Origin of the sequence: Caulobacter sp. Root487D2Y (assembly GCF_001427165.1) — a bacterium.
GTDB lineage: Bacteria > Pseudomonadota > Alphaproteobacteria > Caulobacterales > Caulobacteraceae > Caulobacter.
The window spans coordinates 491,544-517,726 of record NZ_LMFD01000001.1; the positions used below are offsets into that span (position 1 = coordinate 491,544).

Consider the following 26,183-nt stretch of genomic DNA (forward strand, 5'->3'; position numbering starts at 1 on the left):
CCATGCTCGAACGCCTCTTCGGCCTCAAGGCCCAGGGAACCGACGTCCGCACCGAGCTGCTGGCCGGCGTCACCACCTTCATGACCATGGCCTATATCGTCGTGGTCAATCCGGCGATCCTGGGCGAGGCCGGCCTGCCGGTGGCCGCCGTGGCCGCCGCCACCTGCCTGGCCGCCGGCTTCGGCTCGATCCTGATGGGGCTGATCGCCAACTACCCGCTGGCCCTGGCGCCGGGCATGGGGCTGAACGCCTATTTCACCTACACCGTGGTCAAGGGCATGGGCGTGCCGTGGGAGACGGCCCTGGGCTGCGTCTTCCTGTCGGGCGTGGCCTTCCTGATCCTGACCCTGGTCGGCGTGCGCCAGATGATCGTCGCGGCCATCCCCAAGCCGCTGTTCTCGGCCGTCGCCGCCGGGGTGGGGCTGTTCATCGCCTTCATCGGCCTGAAGGAGGCGGGGATCATCGTCGCCAACCCGGCCACCACCGTGGCCCTGGGCGACCTGACCACCCCGACCGCCGCCGTGGCCATCATGGGCCTGGTGCTGATCGCCGTGCTGCAGGCCTGGCGGGTCAAGGGGGCGATCCTGATCGGGATACTTTTGACCACCGCCGCCGGCTGGGCCCTCGGCCTGGCCAAGATCGCCCCGGCCACCTCCAGCCTGGCCGACCTGACCGCCACGGCCTTCAAGATGGACGTGGTCGGCGCCTTCAATCTGCGGGGCGGGGTCGGCCTGGCCCTGCTGGAGATCATCTTCGTCTTCCTGTTCGTCGACCTGTTCGACAATGTCGGCACCCTGGTGGCGGTGACCAAGAAGGCCGGCCTGCAGGCCCCCGACGGCTCGATCCCGCGCCTGAACCGCATCCTGATCGCGGACTCGGCGGCGACCATGATCGGCGCGGCGGCGGGCACCTCAACGGTGACCAGCTATATCGAGAGCGCCGCGGGCGTCACGGCGGGCGGCCGCACCGGCCTGACGGCGGTGGTGGTCGGGGTTCTGTTCCTGGTCACCCTGTTCTTCGCGCCCCTGGTCCAGGCCATTCCGGCCGCCGCCACGGCGCCGGCCCTGATCCTGGTCGGGGCGATGATGGTCGGGGCCCTGGTCGACGTCGACTGGGCCGACCCGACCGTGGCGATCCCGGCCTTCCTGACCCTGATCACCATTCCGCTGACCTTCTCGATCGCCAACGGCCTGGCGTTCGGCATCACCAGCTACGCGGTCCTGCGCCTGCTGACCGGCAAGATCGGCAAGGGCGATTGGCTGCTGCTGATCCTGGCGGTGCTGTTCGTCGTCCGCTTCGTCTATCTGGCGAAAGGCTGATAAAGACCCGTTTGCGCAGGCGCGGCCTTTCGGCTAAGACCGCGCTTCCGCAAGGCGGAAGCACCCGTAGCTCAGCTGGATAGAGCGTTGCCCTCCGAAGGCAAAGGTCACACGTTCGAATCGTGTCGGGTGCGCCAAAATCTCCATAGAAAATCAATGACTTAAGGTCGATTTTATCGACTGCGGCCCGCCTATGGAATGGGAACGGCGAGCGAACAGAATCATTCTCCGGGACTCGAAGTCGCGGAATAGTCCCGGATAATGTTCTGGCCTTGTTCATGAGGCCGTCATGACGAACGCCGTTCGCCTCCTCACCCTGTCGTCGCTTCTAGAGGTCCCTCAGCGCCTGGTGATCAGCTGCTACAAATGTTCGCGCGCGCCGCTGTACCTCAGCCCGGAAGACGCCGTCGCGCGTTATGGCGCTGACACCACCTTCGCCGCTCTCCGCCGCCGCCTGCGGTGCGAGGCGTGCGGCGCGCGGGGTCGGGATAGGCAGATCGACGTGCGGGGCTGCACCAACGATTATTACGACGCTATGGAGCGCCACAAGCACCAGACGAACGTCATCCTGTACGGCAAGGAGTCCGCCGAGCGGATGCGCCAGCACAGCCCTTCGCGACACAGCTTCATGACGACGGGCGGCGCCGCGCCCGACCCGCCGAAGTCGTGACGCGTGGCAGTCATCTGGCCCACCCTCCAGCGGATCAAATCGCCGCTGACGATCACTTGCCGACGCTGCGGCAACCACAAGGTATGGCCGCGCGAGAAGGCGATCATCAATCTCGGCGGCCACACCCAGCCCCACACGATACGGAACAAACTGCGGTGCAGTCATTGTGGGGCGCGAGGATGCGAAGGCTGGATCGACACCGATGCTCGAATGTAGGTCGCCTGTTGGTGCCTGCCCGCGTTCTGCTTTCGACAATGATCGGACATATCCGTCGGATAGCCCTGACCGTTGCGCAGAATTGAAAGTTTGACTCCAACTAGCACGAAATTGCGAGGGACTAACGGTATGGATGGGCGGACTGTCGCACAACAATCACCCCTGCTGTCTCTTCGTGTTCGAAGGGTACCCCGTCCATCGGTACGACCGAGGTCTTCCAGTCGTTGACGACCTCGCCTTGGACGTTCATCCGCTCGCTGTCGCGTGGCGGTGGGTTACTCGAAAGCCAGATGATTGTTGCTCTGACCATGCCGTGAGGCCCCTTGACTTGACCTACATAGGCCAAGGCTTCTCGGCCCTGGAATTTGACCGGGAACGGCGCGATCAATGCGCCGGAAATTTCGTGAGGAAATTCCAGTCTGGCCCCTCCAGCTCTCTTCGAAATCAGAGCCGCGCTCGTCCGTGCCCCCTGGGCCAATTCAATCGGCGGGTAGTCGGCGAATTGTATGGTGACGGAGGCGCAACCAGTCTGTTGCGCCGCAACCGCAAGCTCCTGCGCACGAGGAAGAGTGTGTCCCTGAAGCGAGCTGGCCAGCGTATCGATCGCCTTTTCTTGCTCAGATACCGCAGGCTTCCCGAGCATTTCGAAATTCTTTGAGAGGGTTCCCCAATCGCTGAGGAACAGTGCAATAACGACCGCAGCAAAGTTTAAACCACGATCCACCGTCAAAAACTGGCCAGCCCTCGTTGTAGGCGACTTGGGATCCCGGACGAAGATCTCACCCGCGATGTCGACGCGAAATCGCAGCTTCAGACTGCCGACACTAGGGCTGGCGTCAAGGATGAGGGTGGTTTCCGGCGGCTGATCTACAGCTGGTATATTTCCAATTTCTGCAGCAATTTCTTGGATTGAACGCGAGACGATGTTCGTTACTGAAACAAGCCTCGCAAATATCACTCCATGATCGTTTGGATCGTGATTTGTAAATGTTAGTTCAATGAATTCATTCGCGGCCATGAATCCCCCATTTTTTGGTTAAGGTACCTGAGTCGGAGCGTTCTCGCTCGGCGGCACGTTGCCCCGGCATGCTCACACCTCACGGATACACCTTTAGCGTTGACGCCCGTGGTCAGAAGTGGCGTGGGACCTGGGAAGTGGAGGGCAAGGACGTGTGCGTCACCAGCGCGTTCGGCTCGAAGCGTGCGCCGAAAGGGCGCAGACAGCCGGCGGACGTCGCCGCCCAAGCGCTGCGAGACTTGGTCGATGAGTGGGCGTCAAGGCGCGGCTAGCAGGCCCAATCCTCGCCCGCGTGGTCGCTGGCGTGGTCGCCTCTACGCGCCGAGCGCACGTGGGCGCGGCGATACTTGCCGTCCGCGTCTCGTAGGCCCTCGCGGGCCGCTGTCGCCATGCGCTCGATGCTCTTGGGCGTGATCATGGGTCCGAGCTTCTCGATCGCGGCCTCGGCGCGATCGGCGTCGGCCTTGGCCTCCACCTTGATCGCCTCTAACTCCCTGATGCGGTCCTTGAGACCTTCGGCGCCCTGGCCGACGAGCCCGTCCCGCATGGCGGGGCGCAATGCCGACAAATCTCGGCGGGCGCGGGGTGCTCCTTGATGAAGGGCGAGCTGCGCGACGGCCCCGATGTCGAACTTGCGTCAGGTCAAGGCAGGTCCAGGGCGGGTCTGTAGCGATCAGGGGCAGCCGCCCTGCTCCGGAGACCGTGTCCGCATGACCGAAGCTGCTCTCGACGTGCGCGATCTGGCGAAGGTCTATTCGACCTCGGCCGGCGATGTACACGCCTTGCGGGGTGTCGACCTCAAAATCGTCCACGGCGAGACGCTCGTCCTGCTGGGGCCGTCGGGATCGGGCAAGTCGACGCTTCTGAACATCCTGGGCGGCCTAGATCGCGCGAGCTCGGGCTCGGCACGCTTTCAGGACCTGGAGCTGACCCAGGCCAGTGATCGCGAGCTGACCCGCTACCGGCGCGCGTCGGTCGGCTTCATCTTCCAATTCTTCAACCTCGTGCCGAGCCTGACCGCGCGGGAGAACGTGGCGCTGATCACCGAGATCGCCCGCGATCCCATGACCCCCGAGGACGCCCTGGCGCGCGTCGGGCTGTCGGACCGGCTCGACCATTTCCCGGCACAGCTCTCGGGCGGCCAACAGCAGCGCGTGGCGGTGGCGCGCGCCATCGCCAAGCGGCCGCGGCTCCTGCTGTGCGACGAGCCCACCGGGTCGCTCGACAGCGAGAGCGGGGTGCGGGTGCTGGAGGCGATCGCCGAGGTGACCCGGGACGTGGGCGCAACGACCATGATCGTCTCCCACAACGCCGACATCGCCGGCATGGCCGATCGCGTGATCCGCTTCCGCGACGGGCGGATCACCGAGGTCGAGCGCAACAGAAACAAGCGCGCTCCGCGGGAGATGACCTGGTGAAGCCGCTCGACCGCAAGCTCTTGCGCGATCTGTGGCGCCTCAAGTGGCAGATGATGGCCATCGCGCTGCTGATCGCCTGCGGCGTCTCGGTGGCGGTGATGTCGTTCTCCGCCCAACGAGCGCTCATGGACGCACAGGCGGCCTTCTATTCGGACACCCGATTTGCCGACGCCTTCGCTCAGACCAAGCGCGCGCCGATCTCCCGCCTCCGGGACTTGACCGGGATCGACGGTGTCACGGCGGCGGACGTCCGCATCCTTGAAGCCGGGCTCATGAATGTCCCAGGGCTTTCGCGGCCGGTGGTGGCGCGCCTCATCTCCCTCCCGGAGAACGAGGACCATGCCCTCAACCGCGTCCGCCTGACCCGCGGCCGGATGCCGGAGCCGCGGCGAATCGACGAGGCGGTCGCCCTCAAGGCCTTCATGGACGCCGCCGGAGTGAAGCTGGGCGACCGGCTCACCGCCGTAGTGCAGGGCCGCGCCTTCACCTTCACCGTCGTCGGCGCGGTCTTGTCGCCAGAATACGTCTACGTCCCCGCACCGGAGTCGTTCATGCCGGACGACGCTCACCAAGCGGTCCTGTGGGCGCCCCGGCCGGCGGTCGAACGGGCGGCGGGCATGGACGGCGCATTCAACACCGTGGCGCTGAAGCTTGCGCCCGGCGCCTCGGTCCCGGCTGTGCTGGCGGACGTGGACCGGATCCTGGCGCCCTACGGCGGTCGGGCGGCCTACGCACGCGAGGACCAGGCTTCCCATGCCTTTCTGGCCGCCGAGCTCAAGGAGCTCTCGACCTCCGCCTCCATCCTGCCGCCGATCTTTCTGATCATCGCCGCGGGTCTCGTTCACCTGACGGTGTCGCGGCTGGTCGACGCCGAACGCGAGCAGATCGGTCTGCTCAAGGCGTTCGGCTATCGCGATGGAGAGGCCGCGGCGCCCTATTTGCGGATGGCGGTGGCGATCGGCCTGCTAGGCGCTCTCGCCGGCGGCCTGGTCGGGGGGGCGCTGGGGGCGGCCATCGTCGACCAGTATCGCGAGTACTTCCGCTTCCCGGTCCTGGCTGTGCGCTTTCACGGGCTGGCTTTCGCCGGCGCGTCGGCCGTGGGCGTGATGGCGACGCTCGCCGGGTCGCTCGCGGCCGTGCGGCGCGCGGCCGCGCTCTCCCCCGCCGTGGCCATGCAACCCCTGCGGCCGGCGACCTACCGGGCGGGGCCCCTGGACCGGCTGATCCGAGGTCCAGCAGTCGACCAGGCGACGCGAGTGATTATCCGCAATCTTGAGCGTTTCCCGGTGCGCGGCCTGCTGGCGACCCTCGGCTTGGCGGCGAGTCTGAACCTGCTGGTGGGCACCCAGTTCCTCTTCGATAGCCTCGATAAGGTGGTCGACCAAGCTTACTACCGCACCCAGCGCTGGAGTGAATCAATCAGCTTCGCGGAGGCGCGGAGCATCGTGGCGCTCGGCGAGATCTCCCGCCTGCCGGGGGCTTTCGCGGCTGAACCCGTCCGTGTCGTGGCCGCCCGATTGAAGGCTAACGGCCGAGCGGAACTCACCCGCGTCGTCGGTCTCGAACCCGACGGAGTTCTTGACCGGCCCCTGGACGACCACGACCGACGGGCGCCGTTCAAGGGCCGTGGGCTGGTCGTGAGCGAGGCGCTCGCCGACCGGCTCGGCCTGCGCCCCGGCGATTCTGTCCGCGTGGAGGTGATCGACGGACGCGGCCCGGCGGCGGTGCTGCCGATCACCGGCCTGGCGCGAGACTACAGCGGCTTCTCCGCCTATATGGACCGCCGGCGATTGAACGACCTGATGGGTGAGGGTGATCTGGCCAGCGGCGCGCACCTGCAGGTGGCGGAGGATCGTCGCGCCGACTTCTACCGCGCCATCGCGCGGACGCCGCAGATCGTGGGTTCGTCCTCCCGAGACGAGACGGTGGCGAACTGGCGGCGGGCCATGGCCGAGGCGTTCCGCGTCACCGTCAGCTTCTATGTGGGCTTCGCCGGCGCTATCGCCTTCGGGGTTGCCTACAACACCGGCCGCATCGCGCTCTCCGAGCGCGCGCGCGACCTGGCCACCCTTCGGGTGCTAGGCTTCGGCCAGGGTGAGTGCGCCTACATCCTGGTTGGCGAACTGGCGGTGCTGGCGCTTGTCGCGATCCCGCTCGGCCTGCTGGGCGGCCAGGCGCTCGCCCACGGGTTGGTGGCGGCCTATTCGCGCGACGAGGTGCGGTTGCCGCCGATCATCGGCGCCCGCAGCTACGGCATCTCGCTCCTGGCCTATCTGACCGCCGTCACAGGGGCCGGCGTCCTGGTGGCGCGTCGAATCTGGAGTTTCGACCTCGTATCCGTGCTGAAGACGAGGGACTGACGATGTCCAGGATCAAGTGGGTGCGGTGGGGCCTGGGCGCGGCGGTCGCGGTCGTCGTCGCGGCGATGCTCGGGCTCCTGCTTGCCCCCCGGCCTGTCGCCGTCGACATCGAGACCGTCCGCCTAGGTCCGATCGCCGACAGCATCGCGGATCAGGGCGCGGCGCGGGTGCTCGAAGCCTATGTGGTCGCCGCGCCGGTCTCGGGACGGCTGGAGCGGGTCGACCTGCACGTCGGCGACCGCGTGACGGCGGGCGCGACGGTGGTGGCGCGCATCCAGCCGGCGAGCCCGGACCTCCTGGATCCCAAATCACGCGCCCAGGCGCAGGCGGGCGTCTCGGCCGCTCAGGCGGCCGTCGGCGCGGCGCGGGCCGATCTGGATCGTTATGCGGCCGAAGGCCACCGCGCCGACGGCGAGCTTGCCCGCGCGCAGGCCCTGGCCGCCCAGGGCTTCGCCGCCCAACAGGCTCTCGACGCCGCGGAAGCCCGCGCGCGCGCCGCCCGGGCCGCGGTGCGCGCGGCGACCGCGCAACTGAGCGTGCGCCAATCAGAGCTGGCCGCCGCCCGGTCGGCCTTGATGGGACCAGAAGCCGAGCGCGCTCGGGCCGTTCCCGTGCTCGCCCCGGCTTCCGGTTATGTCACCCGCGTGCTGCAGGAAAGTGAGCGCACGATGGCGGTGGGCACGCCGCTCGTCGAGATCGGCGATCAAAGTGGGTTGGAGGCCGCGGTCGAGTTCCTGAGCCAGGATGCGGTGCGCATCCGCGAGGGAATGCGGGCGGAGGTGTTCGACTGGGGCGGCGAGGGGAGTCTTCCGGCGATCGTTCGACGTGTGGAGCCCCAAGGGTTCACCAAGGTATCCGCCCTGGGCGTAGAGGAGCAGCGGGTGCTGGTGCTGTTGCGGTTCGAAGGCCCGCCCGCCGGATGGTCACGGCTGGGGCCGGGCTACCGCCTGTGGGGACGTGTGATCCTGCGCCGGGAAGCCAGCGCCGTGAAGGCGCCGCTCGGCGCGCTCGTACGGTCGGACGGCGGCTGGGCCGTATTCCGCGTCGCCGATGGCCGGGCGCGCCTGACGCCTGTGGAGGTCGGCGCGATGACGGACCGCGAGGCGGAGATCCGCAAGGGGCTCCGCGGCGACGAACGGCTGGTGGTCTTCCCCTCCGATAAGGTCGCGGACGGCGTCCGCGTGCGCCAGCGGACACCCTGAAGCTCCAGCTTGCGCCAGATCAAGGCTCCGGTGGCGAAGCCGTGATCCGCTTCGGCGCGGAGCCAGGAGGCCGCCCATGCAGATTCGTAACACCCGCGTCGCCTACGGCTGGATCGCCATCGCCCTGCACTGGATCAGCGCCGTCGGCGTCGTCGGCCTCTACCTCCTGGGCGAACGGATGGAGGCCGCGGCGGGACGGGCGGAGAAGCTCCAGGCGCAGCACCTGCATGTCTCGGTGGCGGTCCTGTTGTTCACCTTCCTTCTGGCGCGGCTCTTGTGGAGCGCCTCGCAACCTGCGCCCCGCCCTCTGGAGCGCCAACGGGCGCTGCGGCTCGCCGCCAAGGTGGTCCAGGGGCTGTTCCTGCTGATGATCGCGGCGCTGCTAATCACCGGCCCGCTGGTGATCTGGTCCGCCGGCCGGCCGATCGAGGTGTTCGACCTCTTCGCGATCCCGAGCCCGTTCGCAACCCGTCTAGACGGGTTGCACGAAGCCGCCGAGGAAATCCACGGCGCGGTGACCAAGCTCTTCTGGCCGCTTATCGTCCTGCATGTGGCCGGTGCGCTCAAGCACCTGCTGCTGAACCGCGACGATACTCTCCGGCGGATGCTTTGGGTCCGCGGCGCCCCATAGGCCCCAAAGGTGATCCCGCGCCCCGACCGCGCGCGGGCGCCGGCCCGCCGTTGATCTCGAGGTCATGGCGCGATGGTCCGTTCGGCGTTGATCCTGCTCAAGGCGAGAGCATTTCCCAAGCCCATCCTGCGGCGTCAGATCAAGTCTGGAGACGGACATGCCTCGTGCCGACTACATCGCGCCGTTCGACGCTCTCACGCTGAGCGACGTCTCTCGCGTAGGCGGCAAGACGGCTTCGTTGGGCGAACTCTGCCAGTTGCTCCGGGACGGGGAAGTTCGGGTTCCGGACGGCTTTGCGATCACCGCCGCCGCCTATCGCGATGCGCTGTCGGAGGCGCACGCCTGGCCGAAACTCCAGGCGCTGCTGGCCTTTGACATCGAGGACGTGGCCGAGCTCGGCCGGCGTGCGGCGCAGGCCCGCGAAATCGTCTACCAGGCCACGGGCGGACAGGCCCTGCGAGCTCAGATCATCGCCGCCTACCGTCTCTTGCGGCAGGCCGCCGGTCCCCACCTCAGCGTCGCCGTGCGCAGCTCGGCCACCGCCGAGGACCTGCCGACCGCCAGCTTCGCGGGCCAGCATGAGAGTTTCCTGCACATCCGTGACGAGGACGCGCTTGTGGAGGCCTGCCGCCGCTGCTTCGCCTCGATTTTCACCGACCGCGCGATTGTCTATCGCGTGAACAACGGCTTCGACCATTTCAAGGTCTTCCTCTCGGTGGCGGTGATGCGGATGGTCCGGTCCGATCATGCGGCGAGCGGCGTGATCTTCACCCTCGATACCGAGAGCGGCTTCCGCGACGTGGTGTTCGTCACCGGCGCCTATGGCCTGGGGGAGAGCGTCGTCCAGGGGCGCGTCGATCCCGACGAGTTCTATGTCCACAAGCCCACCTTTCGGCAGGGATTCCGTGCCGTTCTGCGCCGCAGCCTCGGGGCCAAGCAGAGCCGCATGGTCTGTGATCCGAAGGGTGACGGCGCGGGCCTGTTGACGCTCCCGGTCGCGCGGCGTCTGCGCGATCGTTATTGCCTGAGCGACGCGGAGGTCCTGGCGCTCACTGACGTCGCGATCCGTATCGAGGACCATTACTCGCAGCGCGCCGGGCGACCAACGCCCATGGACATCGAATGGGCCAAGGACGAGGGCGATGGCCGGCTCTACATCGTGCAGGCGCGACCGGAGACGGTGGCCTCGCAGCGCGGCGCGGGCCTGGAGACCTTTCGGCTCACGGGCTCCGGCGTCGTGCTGGCCTCCGGCAAGGCGGTCGGAGAGCGGATCGCCAGCGGCGTGATCCGGGTCATTCGAGGTCCGGCCGATCTGGTCGCCTTTCAGCCGGGCGAGGTGTTGGTGGCGGCCGCCACCAGCCCGGACTGGGAGCCGGTGATGAAGCGCGCGAGCGCCGTGGTGACCGATCGCGGCGGGCGGACCTGCCATGCCGCCATCGTTGCGCGTGAGCGGGGCGTTCCGGCGGTGGTTGGAACAGGCGACGCCACCGGACGTCTGGTCGACGGCGCTCGCGTGACCGTTTCCTGCGCCGAGGGCGACACCGGCCGGGTCTATCAGGGCGACGTGCCCTTCGAGGTGCAGCGTCTGAAGGCCTCGGACTTCAAGCAGCCCAAGACCCCTGTCATGCTGAACTTGGCGCAGCCGGACCTGGCGTTTCGGTTCGCCCAATTGCCGAGCGCCGGCGTCGGTCTCGCGCGCCTGGAGTTCATCATCGGCGAGCAGATCCGGCTGCACCCGATGGCGGCGGCGCATCCGGATCGCGTCGTCTCGGCGCGCGAGCGCGCGGCTGTCAGTCGACTGAGCAAGGGCTACGCCTCGCCAAGGCATTACTTCGTGGAAAGGCTTGCGGAAGGCGTTGGCGTCATCGCCGCCGCTTTCCACCCGCGGCCGGTGATCGTTCGACTCTCGGACTTCAAGACGAACGAGTACGCCCGGCTGTTGGGCGGCAAGGCCTTCGAGCCCGTGGAGGAGAACCCGATGCTGGGCTTTCGGGGCGCCGCGCGGTACGCCCATCCGCTGTACGCGGAGGGGTTCGCGCTGGAGTGCGAGGCGCTGCGGCGGGTCCGCGCGGAGATGGGGCTGACCAACCTGAAGGTCATGGTTCCTTTCTGCCGGCGCACGGACGAGGCCCGCGGGGTGCTCGGCGCGATGGCCGTGAACGGTCTGAAACGCGGCGAGGACGGGTTGGAAGTCTACGTCATGTGCGAGATCCCCAACAATGTCATCGAGATCGACGCCTTCGCTGAACTGTTCGACGGCTTCTCCATTGGTTCGAACGACCTGACCCAGCTGGTGCTCGGCGTGGACCGGGATTCCGAGACCGTCGCCTTCGACTTCGACGAACGCGATCCCGGTGTCATGGAGATGCTTCGGCAGGCGGTGGTGGGCGCGCACAGAAACGGCCGCCACGTCGGCATCTGCGGGGAGGCGCCGGCCACCTATCCAGAGGTTGCGGCCTTCCTGATCGGCCTGGGCATCGATTCCATCAGCGTCAATCCGCAGAGCCTGCCGCGAACGCTCGCGGTGGCGTTCGATGCGGAAAATTCCGTTTCGATCGTCGCATCACCAGGTCCTTCGATCGCCAAAGCCGTCGGAACCTGACCCCATGCCCAAGGCCCGCGCCAAGCCGCCCGCGCCGTTCTCCCTGCTCGGCATGCAGGCCCGGATCCACATGAGCTGGGTGATCATGGCGCTGTTCACCGCCTGGTCCCTTGCGTCCAGCGCATGCCGGTGGTGCATCTTGGATCGGTGGTCGGCGTCGTAGCCCTGCAGGACCTGCTGGGAAGCCTCGAGCTTTGGCGGCGGTTTCGGCCAAAGCCGCTCTGAGCTCGGCTCAGCCGGTCCCGCGAGATTTTGATCGCCTTCAAGGCGTGCCTGGACCAGGACTGCGCACCGCCTTCAGGAGGTGTCCCCGTGTCCTTCATCAATCGAACAGAGGCTGGTCGGCGCCTTGCCGCCGCCTCAGCCTGAGAGCGTAGCGCCGCGCTTGCGCGTCAAGTAGGCAACCGCGCCATTGATCGTCGCCAACTCGGCGGCGTCGGTATCGGGGATATCCGGCCGATCTCAGCGAGGAACAGCCCACCCCGATGACCGTCGCTCACGCGATGATCGGCGGCGATTGTAATGGTCACCACCGGTCGGGGGCTGATGGCGCCGTCGACGACCCAGGGGCGCTCGTGCGCGACTTCCCGAGCCAAGAGACATATTCAGCCAGTGATCGATCACCTGATTGGAGCTCGACTTTTCGGAGAGCGGCGGTCTACCATCTTGCTCGAACGCCAGCAGTGTTGGGATCGCAGCCGTCTACCCCGCGTTCGGTAGCTGTCGACCTCATACTCGCCCGGGTGCCCTCGCAGATGGAGACGCGGGAGGGGTTGGGTGGATAGTCCTAACACGAACAGGTCCGGCATACGGCGGCGCACCCCATCCAGAACGAGCGGGTGAAACGCGAAAAGCCCAGCCCCGCCGAAGCGAGGCTGGGTCAAATCACAGTCCAGTTTTACACCGCCCCGATCGGCGTCTCGTCAACCTGGTAATTTTGGAAACGATCGTTTGCGCGCGTTTGTGTTTATTCTGGCCTTGGTAGTGGCCGTCCCAGCTGCGGCCGGTCCTGTGACCCTCGTCGGCGGCGTGAAGGTCAATTGCTACGACTACACCTTGCAGCTTGGCTTTGACGCAGCGGGGCCCATCAGCCTAGCCCCCTCGACCAACGACGGCTGGACCCCTCAGAGTCCGACCGACTACCCGGTGCCCTGGCCGGCTGATTGGGTGAAGAGGGGGCAGTCCTTCAATCCGTACACCTTCGCCCTGAACGCAGGGGTTATTCTGGGCGAGAGCCACCGCAAGGGCGTCCTACCGGTCTATGAGCGGATGGCGCTCAACCTCGACGCCGTCGCCGCGGAGCGGACCGAGACCCTGCCATCGGGAGCCACTCAGATCGTCCACAAGTTCGGCTATGACGTCGGAGATGAGATCTCCATGCCGCCGGGGTTCCGAGGTGCGTTCGCCAACGCCATGACGGCGATTGGCTACATGCACTTCTACGAGATGACGCAGAAGCCCGCCTATCTGCTGAAGGCGCAGAAGATGCTGGACGGGATCACCGACACCAGCGGGAGCCAGAGGCTTTTCACGGTCGATTCAGGGGGCTACCTGTGGTTCGAGGAGATCATCGCTGGCACCAAGGCCCTGGGGGTCTACAACGGCCACATGGGGGCGCTGTTCGCCATGCTGGAGTATCGTCGAATCACCAAGTCGAACCGGTACGACGTCCCGATTGAGGCCGGGATCACCACAATGGCGCATTGGCTCCCGCTGCAGCGTCGGCCCGAGGGCTACTTCGGCTACTCCCGCGACTTTCCCGCGATGGCCGACTACGGCCAGGAGCGAGCGGTGATCATGGCCGAGGCCCTATGCGCCGTGACGTCTGACTATGCCCTGTGTGGTGAAGCCAAGGCTTTCCGCCAGGACTTCACCTACAGGGCGACGAAGCACTAAGCGGCGACGTTCGCCATAGCCTTCCAAGCTCCGGACACCCTCACCCAGCCCGGAGCGCCGCCGGCTACAACCGCAGTGTTCCATACCTTGGTCCCGATCGGCAGGTTGCCGTTGGAGGGGGCCGAGGCGGCGTAGTTCCACGAGTTGCCCTCGTTGGTCACGACGCCCGATGGAGAGCCGGGGAGGAACACGTCGCGCTCGGAGGCCTTGGGCGGACCGAAGTCCACCAGCAAGGCGCGCCCCTCCGGCTTGAGGACGCGCCGGATCTCATGCGCCATCGTCCGCCCCACGGACGCCGGGACGCGATGCAGCATGAAGCCATGGTCCACTGGAATGCTGCAAAACGCGCGGCTCTTGCGCCGGCGGCAAATCGGTTCAGCCAGCGACATCGACTTGCGCGAAAGGCAGCCGACGCGGCGGGGTCCGACCCGTGATCCGCCATCGCCAATAGCCGACGGACCAGCCCAGGTGCATGATCATCGCCGCCAGGCCCGAGCCGAAAGCGCAGGGCTCCCTGGTCCGCCAGCCGACCAGCGCGCCGCCCGCCAGGCATGGGGCGGCCCAGGCCAGGGCCGGCAGCGCCGCCGCCAGCGCCCACGGCGTCAGCGCCGCCAGGGGCGCGGCCAGAACCGCGCCCAATACGGCGGGCGCGACCGCCAGCGGAGCCAATTGGCGGATCTTCAGCGGGGTCCGATGACGCGCCACGGTCTTCGCCCGGCCCTGGCCGTAGTTGAGGTACTGCCGAAACAGCGACCCCGGGTCCGAGCGGGGGTGGTAGTCGATGGCCAGGTCGGCCGCCATCCAGATCCGCCCGCCGCCTTGGGCCAGCCGCAAGTCCAGTTCGGCGTCCTCGTTATGGCTGAAGCCCTCGTCATAGCCCCCGGCGCCTTGGAAAGCCTCGATCGCCATCAGGGCGTGGTGGCCGTGATCCACCCAGCCGCCGCCCGCGCCGCCGCGGTGGGCGGCGCCGCCGGTTCCGAGCCTGGAGTTCTGGGCGGCGGCGGCGGCCTTCTGGAAGCAGCCGCGACCCACCGTGCGCATGGGCGTCACCACCGAGACCGCGCCCGTCGCCTCGGCCGCGACGACCAGGCGTGACACATAGGCCGGCGGATAGCCGGCATGGGCGTCGATGCGGGCCAGCCAGCGGCGGTCCCCGCCGAACCGCGCGACGGCCAGGTTGATCGCCGCGCTCTGGATGCGGTCCGGATTGGCCAGCAGGCGCACGCGCGGCTCCCGGGCGGCGATCGCCTCGACGATCGACACGCTGGCGTCCGTGCTGCCGCCGTCGGCCACGACGATCAGCGCCTCGCGGACGGCCGTGTCCGCCAGCAGGTGGTCCAGGAGACCCGCCAGGTTCGCCGCCTCGTTGAGGCAGGGGACCACGACCAGCACGTCGCGTCCGTCGACGGCCATCAGCGCGCGCCTCCCAGGCTGGTCGCCAGGCGGCGGCAATCGGCCCGATCGGCCACCAGGTCGGAGAGCGGAATGGCGCAGGTCGCGCGTCGTCGACGGACATAGTCGGGCTCGGTCAGCCCCTCGAAGAAGGCCGGCAGCTCCCGCTCCGGATCGGAAATCAGCACCCCGGCGCCGCGCCGCGCCAGCCAGCGGCCGGTCTCGACCTCGTCCAGCGCGATGGCCGGCACGCCGTTCAGGCCGCCCTCATAGAGGCGATTGGGCAGCAGCCACGAGGAGTTGAGCCCCTCCTCGAAATAGTCGACCGCCCAGGTGAAATGCACCCCGCGATAGAGGTCCGGAAGCGCCTCGGGCCGATAGGGTCCGCCAAACCGCAGGCCCGGCGTTCGGGCGATCACCGCGTCGAAGTCGCTCAGGACGTCGTAGGACGGCCGCCCGCGGATCACCACCTCGATCAGCCCGTCGCCGCGTTCAACCAGCCGGGTCAGCAGGTCCAGGCTCTTGCGGCAGCGGATCATGCCAAACCATCCGATGCGCCAAGGCGGCCCGGACGACGCGGCGTCCGGGTCCGGTCGCGCGGGGGCGGCCACGTCCGCCAGCACCTTGTTCTCGATCAGCAGGACGGGGGCGCGACAATCCTGCCGAGGCGCGAAATAGCGCTCGACGAAGGCCGGAGAACTGACGATCACCTGGGCGCAGCGAGCCAGCAGGCCCCGTTCGACGGCGCGCAAGGCTCTCGACGCGAGCCCGGCGCCCAACAGGGTCCGATGGATGTCGAGGCATTCATAGACCAGGCTCGCGCCCGGCGCGTGGAGCTCGCGAGCCCAGGCGGCGAGGGCCAGGCATTCCAGATTACGCGCCAGAACGACGTCCGCGCCCGCCACCTGGGCCTTCAGGCGGCCGGCCTTGAGGAGATTGACCGCCACCGCCGCCGCGCGCTGGGCGAGCCGAGCGTTGTGGGTCCGGCCAAGGTCCGTGGCGGGGACGCCCTCGACCTGGTCGACGGGCGCGGCGGCGCGGCGAAACCCGAGCACAGCCACCTCGCAGCCGCCGGCGCGCAGCATGCGCACCCGACGACGCACCGCCGCGTCCTCGAGATCGTGGACGAAATAAGCGACCTTCACGCGGGCGCCTCGCAGCCCAGCGGCGTGACCCGGTACATGAACAATCGCCGGCCCCGCGCCTTCCAGTATTCGGCCAGATAGCCGGGTCGCAGCAGGTGCGAAAGCAGCAGCAGAACCTGTCCGGCCTCGTCCCGGCTCGCCTTCTGGGTCAGCAGCTTGCGAAGCCGGTGCGAAACCGGCAGCAGCAGGTTGCCCGCGATCTGCGAGGCCTGCCGGCGACTGGCGAACAGCTTGATCGTGCCGAAGAAGGTCGACGCCTCGTCCGCGTTGGAAAAGGTCGAGCGGGCGCCGCTCTGGAACACCCGCCGCAGGGCCGCGGTCTCCTGTTCGTTCAGCGTCGCGACCCGCAGTCGGGCGCTTAGCTCCGCCGCCTCGACCATGTCGACCGCCGCCAGATCCCACAGACCCTTGCGCGCCATGATGCAGGCGCGCTGCAACAGGGCGGTGAGGCGCTTGCGTCGGGGATCGACGGCGGGATCGGCCTCGACATAGAACTCCATCAGATCATGGCTGGCGTGCAGGTCGCGGAAGATGATCTGGTTGAACCTTCGCCAGGCGGCCTCCACCTTGTCGGCCCCGACGCTGGCCGCGCGCGGGCCTCGCACGCCGGCATGATGCCGCTGGTGGAAGACCACGAACGGCTGGCCTCGCCCCTGAAAGCGCCGGGCCAGCCGCAGGTTCATTTCATAGTCCTGCGAGCGCGTCAGCCGGATGTCGAAGGGGCCGACGGCCGCGTAGCACCGCCGGCGCACCAGCATCGAGCCTTGCCAGATGAAGAAGTCCTCCATCAGCCGCACATAGAGGGCAGCGCGATCGCCGGATTCGTAGGAGGTGTTCGGCTCGCTCAGCGGCGACGGCCATTCGCCCTCGAACTTGTCGCAAAGGCCGTAGGTGAAATCGAGGCCGGGGTCGGCGGCCAGGGGCGCATAAAGCCGCTCCAGCGCTTCGGGCGCGGCGATGTCGTCGTCGTCGAAGATCCAGACGGCGTCCTGGCTGGCCAGCGACAGGCCCAGATTGAGGGCCGCGGCCTTGCCGCTGTTGTCCTGCCGCAGATAGGTGACGGCGGGACCGAAGCGTTCGACGACCGTGGCGGTGTCGTCGTCGGAGCCGTCGTCCACCACCAGGATCTCGGCGGCGGGGCGGCTCTGGGCCACCAGGCTGTTCAACGCCTCGCCCAGCAGGCGGGCGCGGTTGAAGGTGGGTACGATGATGCTGACCGGCAGCGGCGCGGTCGAGCTGTGGGTTGGCGAAACCAAGTCGAGCTCCCAAGGCGTTGGTGCGAAACCGAGCGCCCCCCCGGTGACGACTTCCACGTTCGTGGCGTGGCTTCAGACCTCCCGTCGGTTGGCCGCGGCCGCGCGGTCGACCGGGCGCGCCGCCCGCCCCAGGGCGCCGTACAGCGACGGGCCCAGCAGTCGCCGGGCCACGCGCTTGAGCGCCGTGCGCGGGGGCGGAGTCTCGACCGCGCCGCGCAGGCGGTCGCGGGCGGCCAGCCGTTCGCGCATGCGCATCTGGTCCTCCAGCCGGTCCGGATAGAGGATGGTCTGGGTTTCGATGCTCAGCACCGGCTTGCGCGACAGGCGCGCGATCTCGACGGCCTGGCGTTCCTCGCTCTCGATGAACAGGGTGGCGTCGAGCCCGGCATAGACCTTGGCCTTGAAGCCGCCGTGGGCGCCGAGCCGGCGGCGCTCCTCGGCGCTGGGCAGGTCCAGCATCCACAGCTTGCCGTACGCGATCCCCGCCTCGGCCAGCCAGGCCTCGGTCGCGGCCCGGTGCTTCTCCAGCCGGCTGGTCACCAGATGGCCGACCTTCTGGGTCGGTCGCAGGAACGGCCGGGCGTCGCGCAGGAAGGCCTCGTAACGGGGGCCGTCGTCGTTTTCCACCTCGCTCGGATCGCAGCAGAGCACCCCGTCGATGTCGAGACAGGCGTCGGCGAGGAACTTGTGATGCATGACGTTCCACTGGAACATCCGGGGCCGGGGCGCCGTCTCCAGGACGATGTCCGCCTCGGGATGTTCGGCCCCCAGGCCGTAGGCCGCGCAGAATAGAACCCTGTCCGAAAGGCCCGCCTCGGCCAGCCTTCGCCGCGCCTCCAGCATCGATCCGCCGGAGTTGATGCTGTCGTCGACGACCAGGATCCGGCGATATTCGCCTCCATCGCCGGTCAAGCTTTGTAACGGGCGAGTCCGACCCTTGGCCAGTATTCGTCCCTGCAGGAATCCGTCCAAATCGGCCAATGGCAAGTTCAAGGCCAAGCTTAGCATGTTGGCCGGAATAAGGCCGCTACGCGGTATGCCTACAATAAGGTCGATATCGGGGGGTATCTTCCTTAGGTTACGGGTGATCGTGGCGTTCAAGTCCGCGATGGATCGATAATGCATTGGCGCCTCACTTGACGCGTCACGGCCATAGCGGCCTATGCTGCAACTGCGAACATAGCCGGTTCGAGGTGGCGTGGGTAGCGCCCGCAAGGAAAAGCGAGCGAAGATGGCCCCTTCAAGGCGCGATGATGAAGCCGAGCGCGCAGCCCCCCCGGTCGGCGCCTTGAAATCGCGCGCGGTCGGCGGCGCGGCGGTCACCGGGGCCGCTCAAGCCGTGAAGGTCGTCGTCCAGTTCGTCTCCGTCGTGGTGCTGGCGAGGCTGTTGAGCCCCGGGGATTTCGGGGTGTTCGCGATGGTCATGCCCCTGACCGCCTTCGTCATGGTGTTCCAGGACCTGGGTCTGTCCCAGGCGGTGATCACCTCGCGCGAGATCACGCGCGAACAGATGAGCGGCCTGTTCTGGATCAATCTGGGAGTCGCGGCGCTGCTGGGCCTGCTGCTGGCCGCGAGCGCCCCCCTGCTGGGCCTGTTCTACGGCGAGTCCAAGGTCGTCGGCCTCACCGTGGCCTTGGCGGCGACCGTGGTGATCGCCGGACTGGGCTCGCAGCACTTCGCCCTGCTGGCCCGGGACATGCGCTTCAAGCCCCTGGCGATGATCGACAGCGCCTCGGCCGTCATCGGTCTGGCCACGGGCGTGCTGATCGCCTGGTGGCGGCCCAGCGTCTGGGCTCTGTTCGCGGCGACGACGGCCTCGATGTCGGCGGGCATGGTCGGCGCCTGGCTGTTCACCGGTTGGCGTCCGGGCCGACCCGCGCCGTTCGCCGAGGTGCGCGCCATGCTGAGGCTGGGCGGGGGAGTCACCACCTTCAACATCTCCAACTTCTTCGCCCGCAATCTCGACAACGTGCTGATCGGCCGCGTGGCGGGGGCCGCCGAGCTGGGCCTCTACGACCGGGCCTACAAGCTGCTCCTGCTGCCGCTGCAACAGATCAACAACCCGATCGGCCGGGTCATGGTCCCCATCCTGTCCCGGTTGGTCGATGAGCCGGAGCGCTATCGCCACGCCTATGGCCGCACCGCCCAGCAGATCCTGCTGATCACCGTGCCCGGCGTGCTGTTCCTGATCTTCACCGCCGACACGCTGATTCCGGTGCTCATGGGCCATGAATGGGCCGGGGCCGCGCCGATCTTCGCCTGGCTGGGCCTGGCGGCGCTGCCCCAGCCGCTGAGCAACACCCTGGGCTGGCTGTTCGTCAGCCAGCAGCGCACGGGCCAGTTCGCCCGCTGGGGCCTGTTCAACGCCGTGACCAGCATCGCGGCCTTCGTCGCGGGCCTGCCCTGGGGCGCGATCGGCGTGGCGGCCGCCTATGCGCTCAGCGACGTCTTTCTGAGATTGCCGGCCCTGTGGTGGTACGCCGGCCGCGAGGGGCCGGTCCGCACGCGGCAGATCTGGGCCCTGGCCGCGCCGTTCGCGGCGGCCGGCGCGGTCGCCGCGATCCCGCTGGCCGCCCTGCGCCTGACCTCGACAGGGTGGCCGCTGCTGGATCTGGCGATCGCCGCCGCCGTCTCGTACCTCGGCGTGGCGAGCGCGTTGTTCGTCTCGTCGACCGGGCGCGCCATCCTGAAGGAAAGCCTGGGCCTGGTGGCGATGGCCGGCCAGCGTCTGGGCCGCCGGAAGCTCGCCTGAGCCGGGCGAAGGCCCGACGCGCTCTATTCGGCCAGCTTCCAGGCCCGCACGTAGTCGATGGTCATGGTCGCCGGGAAGGGCGTCGTCGCGGTCGGATCGCCGGGCCAGTAGCCGCCGACCGCGAGATTGGCCATCAGATACATCGGCTTGTGGGCGTCGGTCGGGGTCGGCCTGGCCGCCGTCTGCCGCCCGTCGAGATAGAAGCGGATTTCGTCCTTGGTCCACAACATGCCGTAGGTGTGGAACGCCGAGGTGCCCGCGTCCACGGCCACGCGGGTGGTGTCGCCCACCGCCGCGCCGGTCTGCTTGGAGTGGACGCTCTGATAGACGGTGGTCGGCTCATGGCCCAGCGCCTCCATGACGTCGAGCTCGGGCGGCCAGCCGCCGTCGGCCGGCAACGCCCAGAAGGCCGGCCAAAGTCCCTTTCCGCCGGTCCAGCGCGCCCGGATCTCGAAATATCCGTAGAGCTGGGAGAAGCTTCCCTTGGTGGTGATCAGCCCCGAGCTGTAGCTGACGTCCTTGAGCGGGCTGTTGCGGATCGACTCAGGCTGCTGAGCCACCGCCGCGGCCACCGCCTCGCGCGCCGACGGCGACATGGGCGCCGCGGTGATGGTCAAGGCGCCGTCGGCGACGGAGAAGGGCTGCACGCCCAATCCCAGGAACGCCGGATCGAAATAGAGCTCACGCTCGCGATTGCCGTAGAGCGATCGATTGGCCACCGTGGGCGGCGTCACGCCGTCGGTCCGATAGGCCGTGCGCCAGCGGGTCGTGTCGAGAGCCGCGCCATCGAATTCCTCGTTGAAGCTGGGCGTCAGGGAGAAACCCGCGGGCGGTCCGCCGACCGACTCCTGAGGCCAGGCGGCGAGCGCCGAGGCCGCGCCGGCCAGGACCACCACGGCCATGCCGACGGCGCGCATTCGTCTGGGGGCTGAGCTCATTGGCGCTCCAATGCTTAAGATAGGGCGCCCCGCCCAAAAAGATCCTCCATCAACGACAATGGAAAATCACGCGAAATATCCAAAGGCCTCCGCGCGTTTCACAATATCGCCACGTTTGCGCCCGACAAAGCGATGAAGTGATGATTATATCATCTCTTACTGCTCACATTATCACATGATGTACTTACGATCATGACATATACATATAGCTAAGCTTTCCGGCGGCGAATCAGCTCTTGATCGCCAACGATGAGCGGAGTGATGCTGGCGATCGGCCGCGTGCTCCTTCGCGCGTGTGAAACCGCTCTCCTGGACCGAGGCGACATGGCCCTGATCAGCCGCATCCGTTCCGAACTCTCGGCTCGCAACCCGCTCGACGCGCCCTGGGCCGCCGAAGCCTTGAGCCTGCTCGCCCTGGTCCTGACCTGGACGGCGATCCTCGGCCCGATCAACATCATCCTGCAGCTGGGCGTCCTGGCCCTGCTGATCTGCATCCGGCCGCTGACCCTGGCGACGACCCTGGCGCGCGCCTGGCCGCTGCTGGTCATTCCGCTGGTCACCTGCCTTTCCGTCATCTGGTCGACGGCCCCCGAGGTCAGCCTGCGCTACGGCGTCCAGATGCTGCTGACGGCGCTGATCGCCATGTCGGTGGTCGGCGCGCTGTCGACCCGGGCCCTGGTGCGGATCATCTTTCTCAGCGCGCTGTTCATCTGCCTGGTCTGCATCGCCGACGGACGGCGCGGCGTTTCGGCGACCGGGCCCGTGCTGATCGGCATACTGGGCTCCAAGAACGCCATGGCCGTCCTGGCCCAGCTGCTCCTGGCCGGGGCCATCGCCGCCGTGGTCGACCGCGAGCAGCCCGCGCCGGTGCGCCTGCTGGGTCTGCTGGGCGCGTCCGTCGCCAGCTTCGTGCTGTTGAGAGGCGAGTCGGCCGGCGGCCTGATCACCGCGGCGCTCGGCGTGCTGCTCTTCGCCAGCCTGTCCGCGTTCGCCGTGCTGAACGTTCGCTGGCGCGCCCTGGCCATTTTCGCGCTGGTCGCCGCCATGATCCCGCTGGCGATCGGCTCCTCGCTCCTTTTGGAGGGGGCCCAGCACTTTTCGACGACGGTGCTGCACAAGGACCCGGGGCTCACGGGCCGCGACTATCTCTGGGCCCATGCCGACCGCATGATCGCCGAACGCCCGTGGCTCGGCCATGGTTTCCGCTCGGCCTGGCTGGGCGGCGGCGCGGACAATATCGGCCTGCTGCGATGGGCGGGCGTCGCCGACGGCAAGGGTTTCCACTTCCACGACACCTATCGCGAATGGGCGGTGGACTTCGGCCTGATCGGCGCGGCGCTGTTCTGCGCCTTGTTCGCCCTGGCCGGGGTCAAGTCCGTCGCGCGGGCCGTCGTCGCGCCGTCGGCCCCCGCAGCCTTCCTGGCGACCATGTTCCTGATCCTGACCATCCGGGCCAAGGTCGAGAACGTCTTCCTGCCCTTCGCCCCGATGACGGTGCAACTGTTCCTTCTGACGTTCTCCGCATGGCTGGGCTGGCGCGAGAGCGCCGCGATCGAACCGGAAGCCGACCTTGAGCCCGCCCCTGGCTCACGACCGCGTCCGGTTCGGCGAACGCCGGCGATCCTCGATCGCGGGACGGGGCGGCCAGGGAGGCGGCCGGCCGCGCGGCCGGCGCCGCGATCGTGATCGTCGCCAGGCCCCCCGCGCCTCGGATCAATTCAGCCCGAGAAACACACGACGCGTGACGGCGTGGCGCTTCAGCAGCGCTTCCAGCGCCATCGGGCCGGCGACCGCCAGCGCCATGCCGACCCCGACCAGCGTCGCCAGATCCGTCACGCCCAGCTTCGTCAGCGCCAGGCGCGAAGCGGTCGCGAAGAAGATGTGAAAGAGGAAGATCGCGAACGAGGAATCGCCGACGCGGGCCAGCCAGCCGCTGCCGGGCCAGTCGGTGGGAATGTATCGCAGCAGCAGCAAGGACGCGCCGCCGCCCACCAGCGGGGAGAGCAGGTGAACGCGGCCGACGCTTTGGAGGTGCGGCAGGGTCAGCACTTTCCAGGCGTGGAGCGCGAAGGCGCAGATCAGGATCGCGGCGACCACCCACGGAACGCCGCGCGCCTCCATCGGCTTGAAGCGGCAGGCGGCGAGGCCGAGCAGGAAATAGGGCGCCAGATAAAGGGCCCCGCCGATCGACAGAAAAGAGACAATCTCGAACTGGGTGGCCAGCAGATAGGCGGTCACCGCCGCCGCGACGACGCCCGCCGGACGACGCAGCAGTTCCAGCCCCTCGAGCGCGGCGATGCCGACGAAGATCAAGGCCATCGCCTGCAGGAACCAGAAGATCTCGTAGGAGAAGACATAGATCCGCCAGATCTCCGGCAGCCGCTGGACGAGCGCGCCGTCCAGGGCGTTCCAGGTCAGGAAGAACAGGGTGGAGGTCGTCGCCAGGGGCAGCAGCAATCGCCGCGCCTTGCCCCTCAGGAACGGGAGCAGCCGGCCGCGCTCCGTCGGCCGCAGCGCGTAGACATAGCCCGACAGGAAGCCGAAGATCGGCATGCGGATGTAGAGCAGCAGGTCCAGCCCCTTGCGGATCCATCCGTCGTCGGAGACCCGCAGGCCGTCATGGGCGTTGCCGCCGATGACGTGGAACAGGACCAGCAGCAGGCAGGCCAGGCCGCGCATGACCTGGATGCGGTCGCGCTCGACGGTCGCGACCGCGCGCGTGGCGGGCGGTGCCTGATCCAGCATGACCTCGCTCATGACGCATCGCCGGCGATGGCTTCGACGAATTCGCCGTAGCAGGCGTCGGGCGAGAAGCTGCGGCGAACGCGATCGAGCGCGGCTTCGCCCTGGGCGACGCGCCGGTCGGCGCTGGCGAGCAGCCCGACCACATGGGCGGCGAACAGGTCGGGATCGTCGGCCCGGAGGACGCAGGACCGCAGCAGCTCCTCCACCCCCTGCAGGCTGACCGAGGTCGCGACCATGGCCTTGCCGCGCCCCAGCGCCTCGATCACCTTGATCTTCAGTCCCGAACCCGTCGTCAGCGGCGAGACCACGACCGCGGCGCGGGCGTAGAGCGGATCGAGGTCCGGCACCGGTCCCAGCATCCGCACGCCGGGCGGAACGGTGGCGAAGGCCCGGCTGACATTGCCCGCGACCGTCAGGACCGCTTCGGGTTGCGCCGCCCTCACGGTCGGCCAGACCTGGTCGAAGAACCATCTCAAGCCGACGACATTGGGCGCGGTGTTGCTGCCGACGAACAGCAGGAGCGGCCCCTCGCCGGGGCTGGCGGCGGCGACGGGCGTGGCGGCCAGCGGCGCGACGATCACCTTCTGGTTGGGATTGGCGGCGCTGACCGCCGCCGCTTCGGTCTCCTGGATGGCGACCACGGCGTCGGCCTGGGACAACAGTTCGAATTCGCGTTCCGGGTCCAGCGTGGCGACCGAGTCCGTGGCCCCCACGGCGGCGAACGACGCCGTCCGGCTGGAGAACAGATCGTGCATGACCACGAAGCAGGGCGCGCCCGGCGTCAGGGCGTAGGGGGCCAGCGGCGTCAGGAAGGCGTAGTCGGCCACGATGGCCCCCGCGCCGCGCGCCCGTTCGGCGACGTAGAGCCGGTCGACATCGGCGGCCGCCGCGCTGACGGCGTAGGGCGCGGGCTTGACCCACCCGCTGGACTTCAGCTTCAGCTTGGCCAGCAGGCGCTCCAGCCCCGTCAGCAACGCCGAGCCCAGGACGGCCGGGTCCTGGGCGATCAGCAGGTCGCCGACCCGCCATCCGCCGCGCACCCGCACCCGATCGAACACGGCCATTTCCGGCGTCAGCCGCATCCAGGGCCAGCGCCCGAACGTCCCGGGGCTGGGCCCCAGGAACTCCAGGGACAGTCCGCGCGCCTTCAGCGCCCGGCATAAGCTCAGCAGGTAGGTCGAGCTGCCATTGGTGGACCCGATCACCCTCTGGCGCGACAACACCACCACCCGCCCGGCCGCCGAGGTCCGGCGCGGCGTCGCGGGACCTCGCGCCAGCGCCGTCAAACGGTCGCCGACCACGATGGTCAGCAACGCCGCGCTGGTTGGCGAGCGCAGGCCGGTCCGCAGGGCCTTCAGGATCGCGCCGCGCTTCAGATCGGCCACGATCCGGACAAAGCCCCGCGCGGCCGTGATGCTCCGTTCACGGACGGACAGGGCGGCGTCCAGCGTCGGCGAGACCTCGACCTCGGCGCGATAGCGCGCGGCGTTGGCGGCCATCGCCTCCAGCCGCGCCTCGTCCAGCCGGTGCGAGATCGACACGCGGTGCTTGCGGTAGAAATAGGTCAGGTCCGGATAGGCCCTCAGGCGCAGCCCCCTGGCCATCGCCCGCGCCAGCAGGTCGTAGTCCTCGCCGACGGGCAGCGCCTCGTCGTAGGCGACCGCCGCGAGCCGCAGCGCCTCGCGCCGGATCAGCGGCTTGGTGAAGCCCAGGACCGGCTCGCGTCCGAACAATCGGTTGGATCGGACGAAGGCGGGCAGGTCGATCCAGCGCGGCGCGCCGCCCAGCATCCGAGACAGCAGGGCGCGCGGCGGCGCCGTTTCGTCCTCGGAAAAGATCAGCAGGTCATCGACCGCGATGTCCGCGCCGTCGGCCTGGGCCTTGGTCAGCAGGGTCTTCAAGCGTTCGGGATGGATCAGGTCGTCGCTGTCGACCACCGCCACCCAGTCCCCCCGGGCGACAGCCAGGGCCGCGTTGCGCGCCGCGCCCGGCCCGGCGCTGCGGTCGCGCTCCAGAAGGCGGATCCGGGGATCCAGGGCGGCCAAGCGCCGAACGATGGCCACGCTGTCGTCGCGTGAGCCGTCATCGACGACGATGACCTCCAGGTCCCTCAGGGTCTGGCGCTGGATCGAGGCCAGGGCGTCGGCGATGAACGCCGAGCCGTTGTGGTTGGCCATCAGGACGCTGACGCGCGGCGCGCGCGGCGGGGCCGCCCCCGCGGCGCCGAGCCGGGCCTCTTCGACGAGGTCGATCACCGCTTCAGGCTCCCGGCGCGACCTGCGCGCCTTTGCCGCTTCAGGGGAACGGCGCCGGGTCCTTCCGCGTAACGACTTTGTGGATTAGACATTCAGGCATCCGATCTGTGGAGCCGTGGGTTGAGCCAGGCGTCCAAGGGCGGACCGAAATGGGAAGCCGGGATCATGGGCTTGAGGCGGAAGATACCGAACTACACGGGCCCGGGTCCGGTCGTGGCGCAGCGCTCCGACGCCGCTCCCGCCGCCAGGGAGAAGCCCAAGCCGCGCTGGTCGAAGCGCCAGACCCTGGCGTTCATCATCGCCTTCAACGTCGTGGGCTGGACTGCGGCGTGGGTGGTGTTCAGGCCCCATTGAGCCACGGTCGGCGC

23 protein-coding genes and 1 tRNA gene are annotated in these 26,183 nt (G+C 68.4%); 13 read left to right on the forward strand and 11 right to left on the reverse strand.

Annotation, left to right across the window (positions count from 1 at the left end):
* Positions 1 to 2: 2 nt before the first annotated feature.
* From ASD38_RS02345 to ASD38_RS02355, 3 genes are all read left to right on the forward strand, one after another.
* A complete protein-coding gene (locus ASD38_RS02345; protein WP_056457207.1) occupies positions 3 to 1,319 on the forward strand; it encodes an NCS2 family permease in 1,317 nt (438 codons plus the stop codon).
* 60 nt (positions 1,320 to 1,379) lie between these two features.
* A tRNA-Arg gene (locus ASD38_RS02350) sits at positions 1,380 to 1,456 on the forward strand.
* 152 nt (positions 1,457 to 1,608) lie between these two features.
* Entirely contained in the window at positions 1,609 to 1,989 is a 381-nt protein-coding gene (locus tag ASD38_RS02355; protein ID WP_056457209.1) for a hypothetical protein, read from the forward strand.
* 337 nt (positions 1,990 to 2,326) lie between these two features.
* Here ASD38_RS02355 and ASD38_RS23655 read toward each other — a convergent pair whose 3' ends face one another.
* Positions 2,327 to 3,223, reverse strand: coding sequence for a hypothetical protein (locus tag ASD38_RS23655; protein WP_156390529.1), 897 nt, complete (start codon positions 3,221 to 3,223; stop codon positions 2,327 to 2,329).
* A gap of 268 nt (positions 3,224 to 3,491) precedes the next feature.
* Positions 3,492 to 3,770 (reverse strand): hypothetical protein, encoded by a 279-nt coding sequence (locus ASD38_RS02360; RefSeq protein WP_056457212.1) that lies wholly within the window; start codon positions 3,768 to 3,770, stop codon positions 3,492 to 3,494.
* Between the two features lie 163 nt (positions 3,771 to 3,933).
* Between ASD38_RS02360 and ASD38_RS02365 the strand changes: the two genes are divergently transcribed.
* From ASD38_RS02365 to ASD38_RS23660, 6 genes are all read left to right on the forward strand, one after another.
* The gene (locus ASD38_RS02365; RefSeq protein ID WP_056457215.1) at positions 3,934 to 4,641 is read left to right on the forward strand and encodes an ABC transporter ATP-binding protein; all 708 of its coding nucleotides are present in this window, start codon (positions 3,934 to 3,936) and stop codon (positions 4,639 to 4,641) included.
* Positions 4,638 to 7,001, forward strand: coding sequence for an ABC transporter permease (locus ASD38_RS02370; protein WP_235523741.1), 2,364 nt, complete (start codon positions 4,638 to 4,640; stop codon positions 6,999 to 7,001). The genes ASD38_RS02365 and ASD38_RS02370 overlap by 4 nt, the downstream gene beginning before the upstream one ends.
* 2 nt (positions 7,002 to 7,003) lie before the next feature.
* Positions 7,004 to 8,203 carry an efflux RND transporter periplasmic adaptor subunit gene (locus ASD38_RS02375; RefSeq protein WP_056457217.1) on the forward strand — a complete coding sequence of 400 codons (1,200 nt, stop codon included), beginning with the start codon at positions 7,004 to 7,006 and terminating at the stop codon, positions 8,201 to 8,203.
* A gap of 76 nt (positions 8,204 to 8,279) precedes the next feature.
* The gene (locus ASD38_RS02380; protein WP_056443895.1) at positions 8,280 to 8,834 is read left to right on the forward strand and encodes a cytochrome b; all 555 of its coding nucleotides are present in this window, start codon (positions 8,280 to 8,282) and stop codon (positions 8,832 to 8,834) included.
* Positions 8,835 to 8,991: 157 nt separating this feature from the next.
* A complete protein-coding gene (gene ppsA / locus ASD38_RS02385; protein ID WP_056457220.1) occupies positions 8,992 to 11,436 on the forward strand; it encodes a phosphoenolpyruvate synthase in 2,445 nt (814 codons plus the stop codon).
* 4 nt (positions 11,437 to 11,440) lie between these two features.
* Complete coding sequence (locus ASD38_RS23660; RefSeq protein ID WP_156390530.1) at positions 11,441 to 11,599, forward strand: hypothetical protein; 159 nt, start codon at positions 11,441 to 11,443, stop codon at positions 11,597 to 11,599.
* 229 nt (positions 11,600 to 11,828) lie between these two features.
* Here the strand turns inward: ASD38_RS23660 and ASD38_RS25030 are convergent, their stop codons facing one another.
* Positions 11,829 to 12,032, reverse strand: coding sequence for a 2-oxo acid dehydrogenase subunit E2 (locus ASD38_RS25030; RefSeq protein WP_200941451.1), 204 nt, complete (start codon positions 12,030 to 12,032; stop codon positions 11,829 to 11,831).
* 355 nt (positions 12,033 to 12,387) lie between these two features.
* On the opposite strand from ASD38_RS25030, the gene ASD38_RS02390 reads away from it, so the two are divergent.
* Positions 12,388 to 13,332, forward strand: coding sequence for a D-glucuronyl C5-epimerase family protein (locus ASD38_RS02390; protein ID WP_056457225.1), 945 nt, complete (start codon positions 12,388 to 12,390; stop codon positions 13,330 to 13,332).
* Here ASD38_RS02390 and ASD38_RS02395 read toward each other — a convergent pair.
* The 5 genes from ASD38_RS02395 to ASD38_RS02415 all read right to left on the reverse strand — a co-directional run bounded on the left by ASD38_RS02395 (position 13,329) and on the right by ASD38_RS02415 (position 18,250).
* Positions 13,329 to 13,610, reverse strand: coding sequence for a hypothetical protein (locus ASD38_RS02395; protein WP_156390531.1), 282 nt, complete (start codon positions 13,608 to 13,610; stop codon positions 13,329 to 13,331). The genes ASD38_RS02390 and ASD38_RS02395 overlap by 4 nt on opposite strands.
* A 97-nt stretch (positions 13,611 to 13,707) precedes the next feature.
* Positions 13,708 to 14,745, reverse strand: a complete 1,038-nt coding sequence (locus ASD38_RS23665; RefSeq protein WP_056457230.1) for a glycosyltransferase family 2 protein — start codon at positions 14,743 to 14,745, stop codon at positions 13,708 to 13,710.
* On the reverse strand, positions 14,745 to 15,869 hold the full coding sequence (locus ASD38_RS23670; protein WP_056457233.1) for a glycosyltransferase: 1,125 nt from the start codon (positions 15,867 to 15,869) through the stop codon (positions 14,745 to 14,747). The genes ASD38_RS23665 and ASD38_RS23670 overlap by 1 nt, the downstream gene beginning before the upstream one ends.
* Positions 15,866 to 17,125 (reverse strand): glycosyltransferase family 2 protein, encoded by a 1,260-nt coding sequence (locus ASD38_RS02410; protein WP_056457236.1) that lies wholly within the window; start codon positions 17,123 to 17,125, stop codon positions 15,866 to 15,868. The genes ASD38_RS23670 and ASD38_RS02410 overlap by 4 nt, the downstream gene beginning before the upstream one ends.
* 72 nt (positions 17,126 to 17,197) lie before the next feature.
* On the reverse strand, positions 17,198 to 18,250 hold the full coding sequence (locus ASD38_RS02415) for a phosphoribosyltransferase (RefSeq protein WP_056457239.1): 1,053 nt from the start codon (positions 18,248 to 18,250) through the stop codon (positions 17,198 to 17,200).
* 163 nt (positions 18,251 to 18,413) lie between these two features.
* Here ASD38_RS02415 and ASD38_RS02420 point away from each other — a divergent pair, with 163 nt between their 5' ends.
* Entirely contained in the window at positions 18,414 to 19,877 is a 1,464-nt protein-coding gene (locus ASD38_RS02420; protein ID WP_056443915.1) for a lipopolysaccharide biosynthesis protein, read from the forward strand.
* A gap of 23 nt (positions 19,878 to 19,900) precedes the next feature.
* On the opposite strand, the gene ASD38_RS02425 is transcribed toward ASD38_RS02420, so the two are convergent.
* Positions 19,901 to 20,815 (reverse strand): glycoside hydrolase family 16 protein, encoded by a 915-nt coding sequence (locus ASD38_RS02425; protein WP_082560642.1) that lies wholly within the window; start codon positions 20,813 to 20,815, stop codon positions 19,901 to 19,903.
* 324 nt (positions 20,816 to 21,139) lie between these two features.
* On the opposite strand from ASD38_RS02425, the gene ASD38_RS02430 reads away from it, so the two are divergent.
* Positions 21,140 to 22,501 carry an O-antigen ligase family protein gene (locus tag ASD38_RS02430; RefSeq protein WP_162252117.1) on the forward strand — a complete coding sequence of 454 codons (1,362 nt, stop codon included), beginning with the start codon at positions 21,140 to 21,142 and terminating at the stop codon, positions 22,499 to 22,501.
* Positions 22,502 to 22,528: 27 nt separating this feature from the next.
* Here ASD38_RS02430 and ASD38_RS02435 read toward each other — a convergent pair whose 3' ends face one another.
* The gene (locus ASD38_RS02435) at positions 22,529 to 23,560 is read right to left on the reverse strand and encodes an acyltransferase family protein (RefSeq protein ID WP_162252118.1); all 1,032 of its coding nucleotides are present in this window, start codon (positions 23,558 to 23,560) and stop codon (positions 22,529 to 22,531) included.
* Between the two features lie 8 nt (positions 23,561 to 23,568).
* Positions 23,569 to 25,815: a glycosyltransferase gene (locus tag ASD38_RS02440; protein WP_056457250.1), complete on the reverse strand. Its 2,247-nt coding sequence runs from the start codon at positions 25,813 to 25,815 to the stop codon at positions 23,569 to 23,571.
* Positions 25,816 to 25,935: 120 nt separating this feature from the next.
* Here ASD38_RS02440 and ASD38_RS02445 point away from each other — a divergent pair, with 120 nt between their 5' ends.
* Positions 25,936 to 26,169 (forward strand): hypothetical protein, encoded by a 234-nt coding sequence (locus tag ASD38_RS02445; protein ID WP_056443927.1) that lies wholly within the window; start codon positions 25,936 to 25,938, stop codon positions 26,167 to 26,169.
* The last annotated feature ends 14 nt before the right edge of the window (positions 26,170 to 26,183 follow it).

Coding starts and splice junctions, on each gene's coding strand:
- ASD38_RS02380 (WP_056443895.1), top strand. CDS start 8,280: ATGCAGATTCGTAACACCCGCGTCGCCTACGGCTGGATCGCCATCGCC.
- ASD38_RS02430 (WP_162252117.1), top strand. CDS start 21,140: ATGGCCCTGATCAGCCGCATCCGTTCCGAACTCTCGGCTCGCAACCCG.
- ASD38_RS23655 (WP_156390529.1), bottom strand. CDS start 3,223: ATGGCCGCGAATGAATTCATTGAACTAACATTTACAAATCACGATCCA.
- ASD38_RS02360 (WP_056457212.1), bottom strand. CDS start 3,770: ATGCGGGACGGGCTCGTCGGCCAGGGCGCCGAAGGTCTCAAGGACCGC.
- ppsA (WP_056457220.1), top strand. CDS start 8,992: ATGCCTCGTGCCGACTACATCGCGCCGTTCGACGCTCTCACGCTGAGC.
- ASD38_RS02415 (WP_056457239.1), bottom strand. CDS start 18,250: ATGCATTATCGATCCATCGCGGACTTGAACGCCACGATCACCCGTAAC.
- ASD38_RS02425 (WP_082560642.1), bottom strand. CDS start 20,815: ATGAGCTCAGCCCCCAGACGAATGCGCGCCGTCGGCATGGCCGTGGTG.
- ASD38_RS02395 (WP_156390531.1), bottom strand. CDS start 13,610: ATGGCGCATGAGATCCGGCGCGTCCTCAAGCCGGAGGGGCGCGCCTTG.
- ASD38_RS02345 (WP_056457207.1), top strand. CDS start 3: ATGCTCGAACGCCTCTTCGGCCTCAAGGCCCAGGGAACCGACGTCCGC.
- ASD38_RS23665 (WP_056457230.1), bottom strand. CDS start 14,745: ATGGCCGTCGACGGACGCGACGTGCTGGTCGTGGTCCCCTGCCTCAAC.
- ASD38_RS02375 (WP_056457217.1), top strand. CDS start 7,004: ATGTCCAGGATCAAGTGGGTGCGGTGGGGCCTGGGCGCGGCGGTCGCG.
- ASD38_RS02355 (WP_056457209.1), top strand. CDS start 1,609: ATGACGAACGCCGTTCGCCTCCTCACCCTGTCGTCGCTTCTAGAGGTC.
- ASD38_RS23660 (WP_156390530.1), top strand. CDS start 11,441: ATGCCCAAGGCCCGCGCCAAGCCGCCCGCGCCGTTCTCCCTGCTCGGC.
- ASD38_RS02435 (WP_162252118.1), bottom strand. CDS start 23,560: ATGCTGGATCAGGCACCGCCCGCCACGCGCGCGGTCGCGACCGTCGAG.
- ASD38_RS02365 (WP_056457215.1), top strand. CDS start 3,934: ATGACCGAAGCTGCTCTCGACGTGCGCGATCTGGCGAAGGTCTATTCG.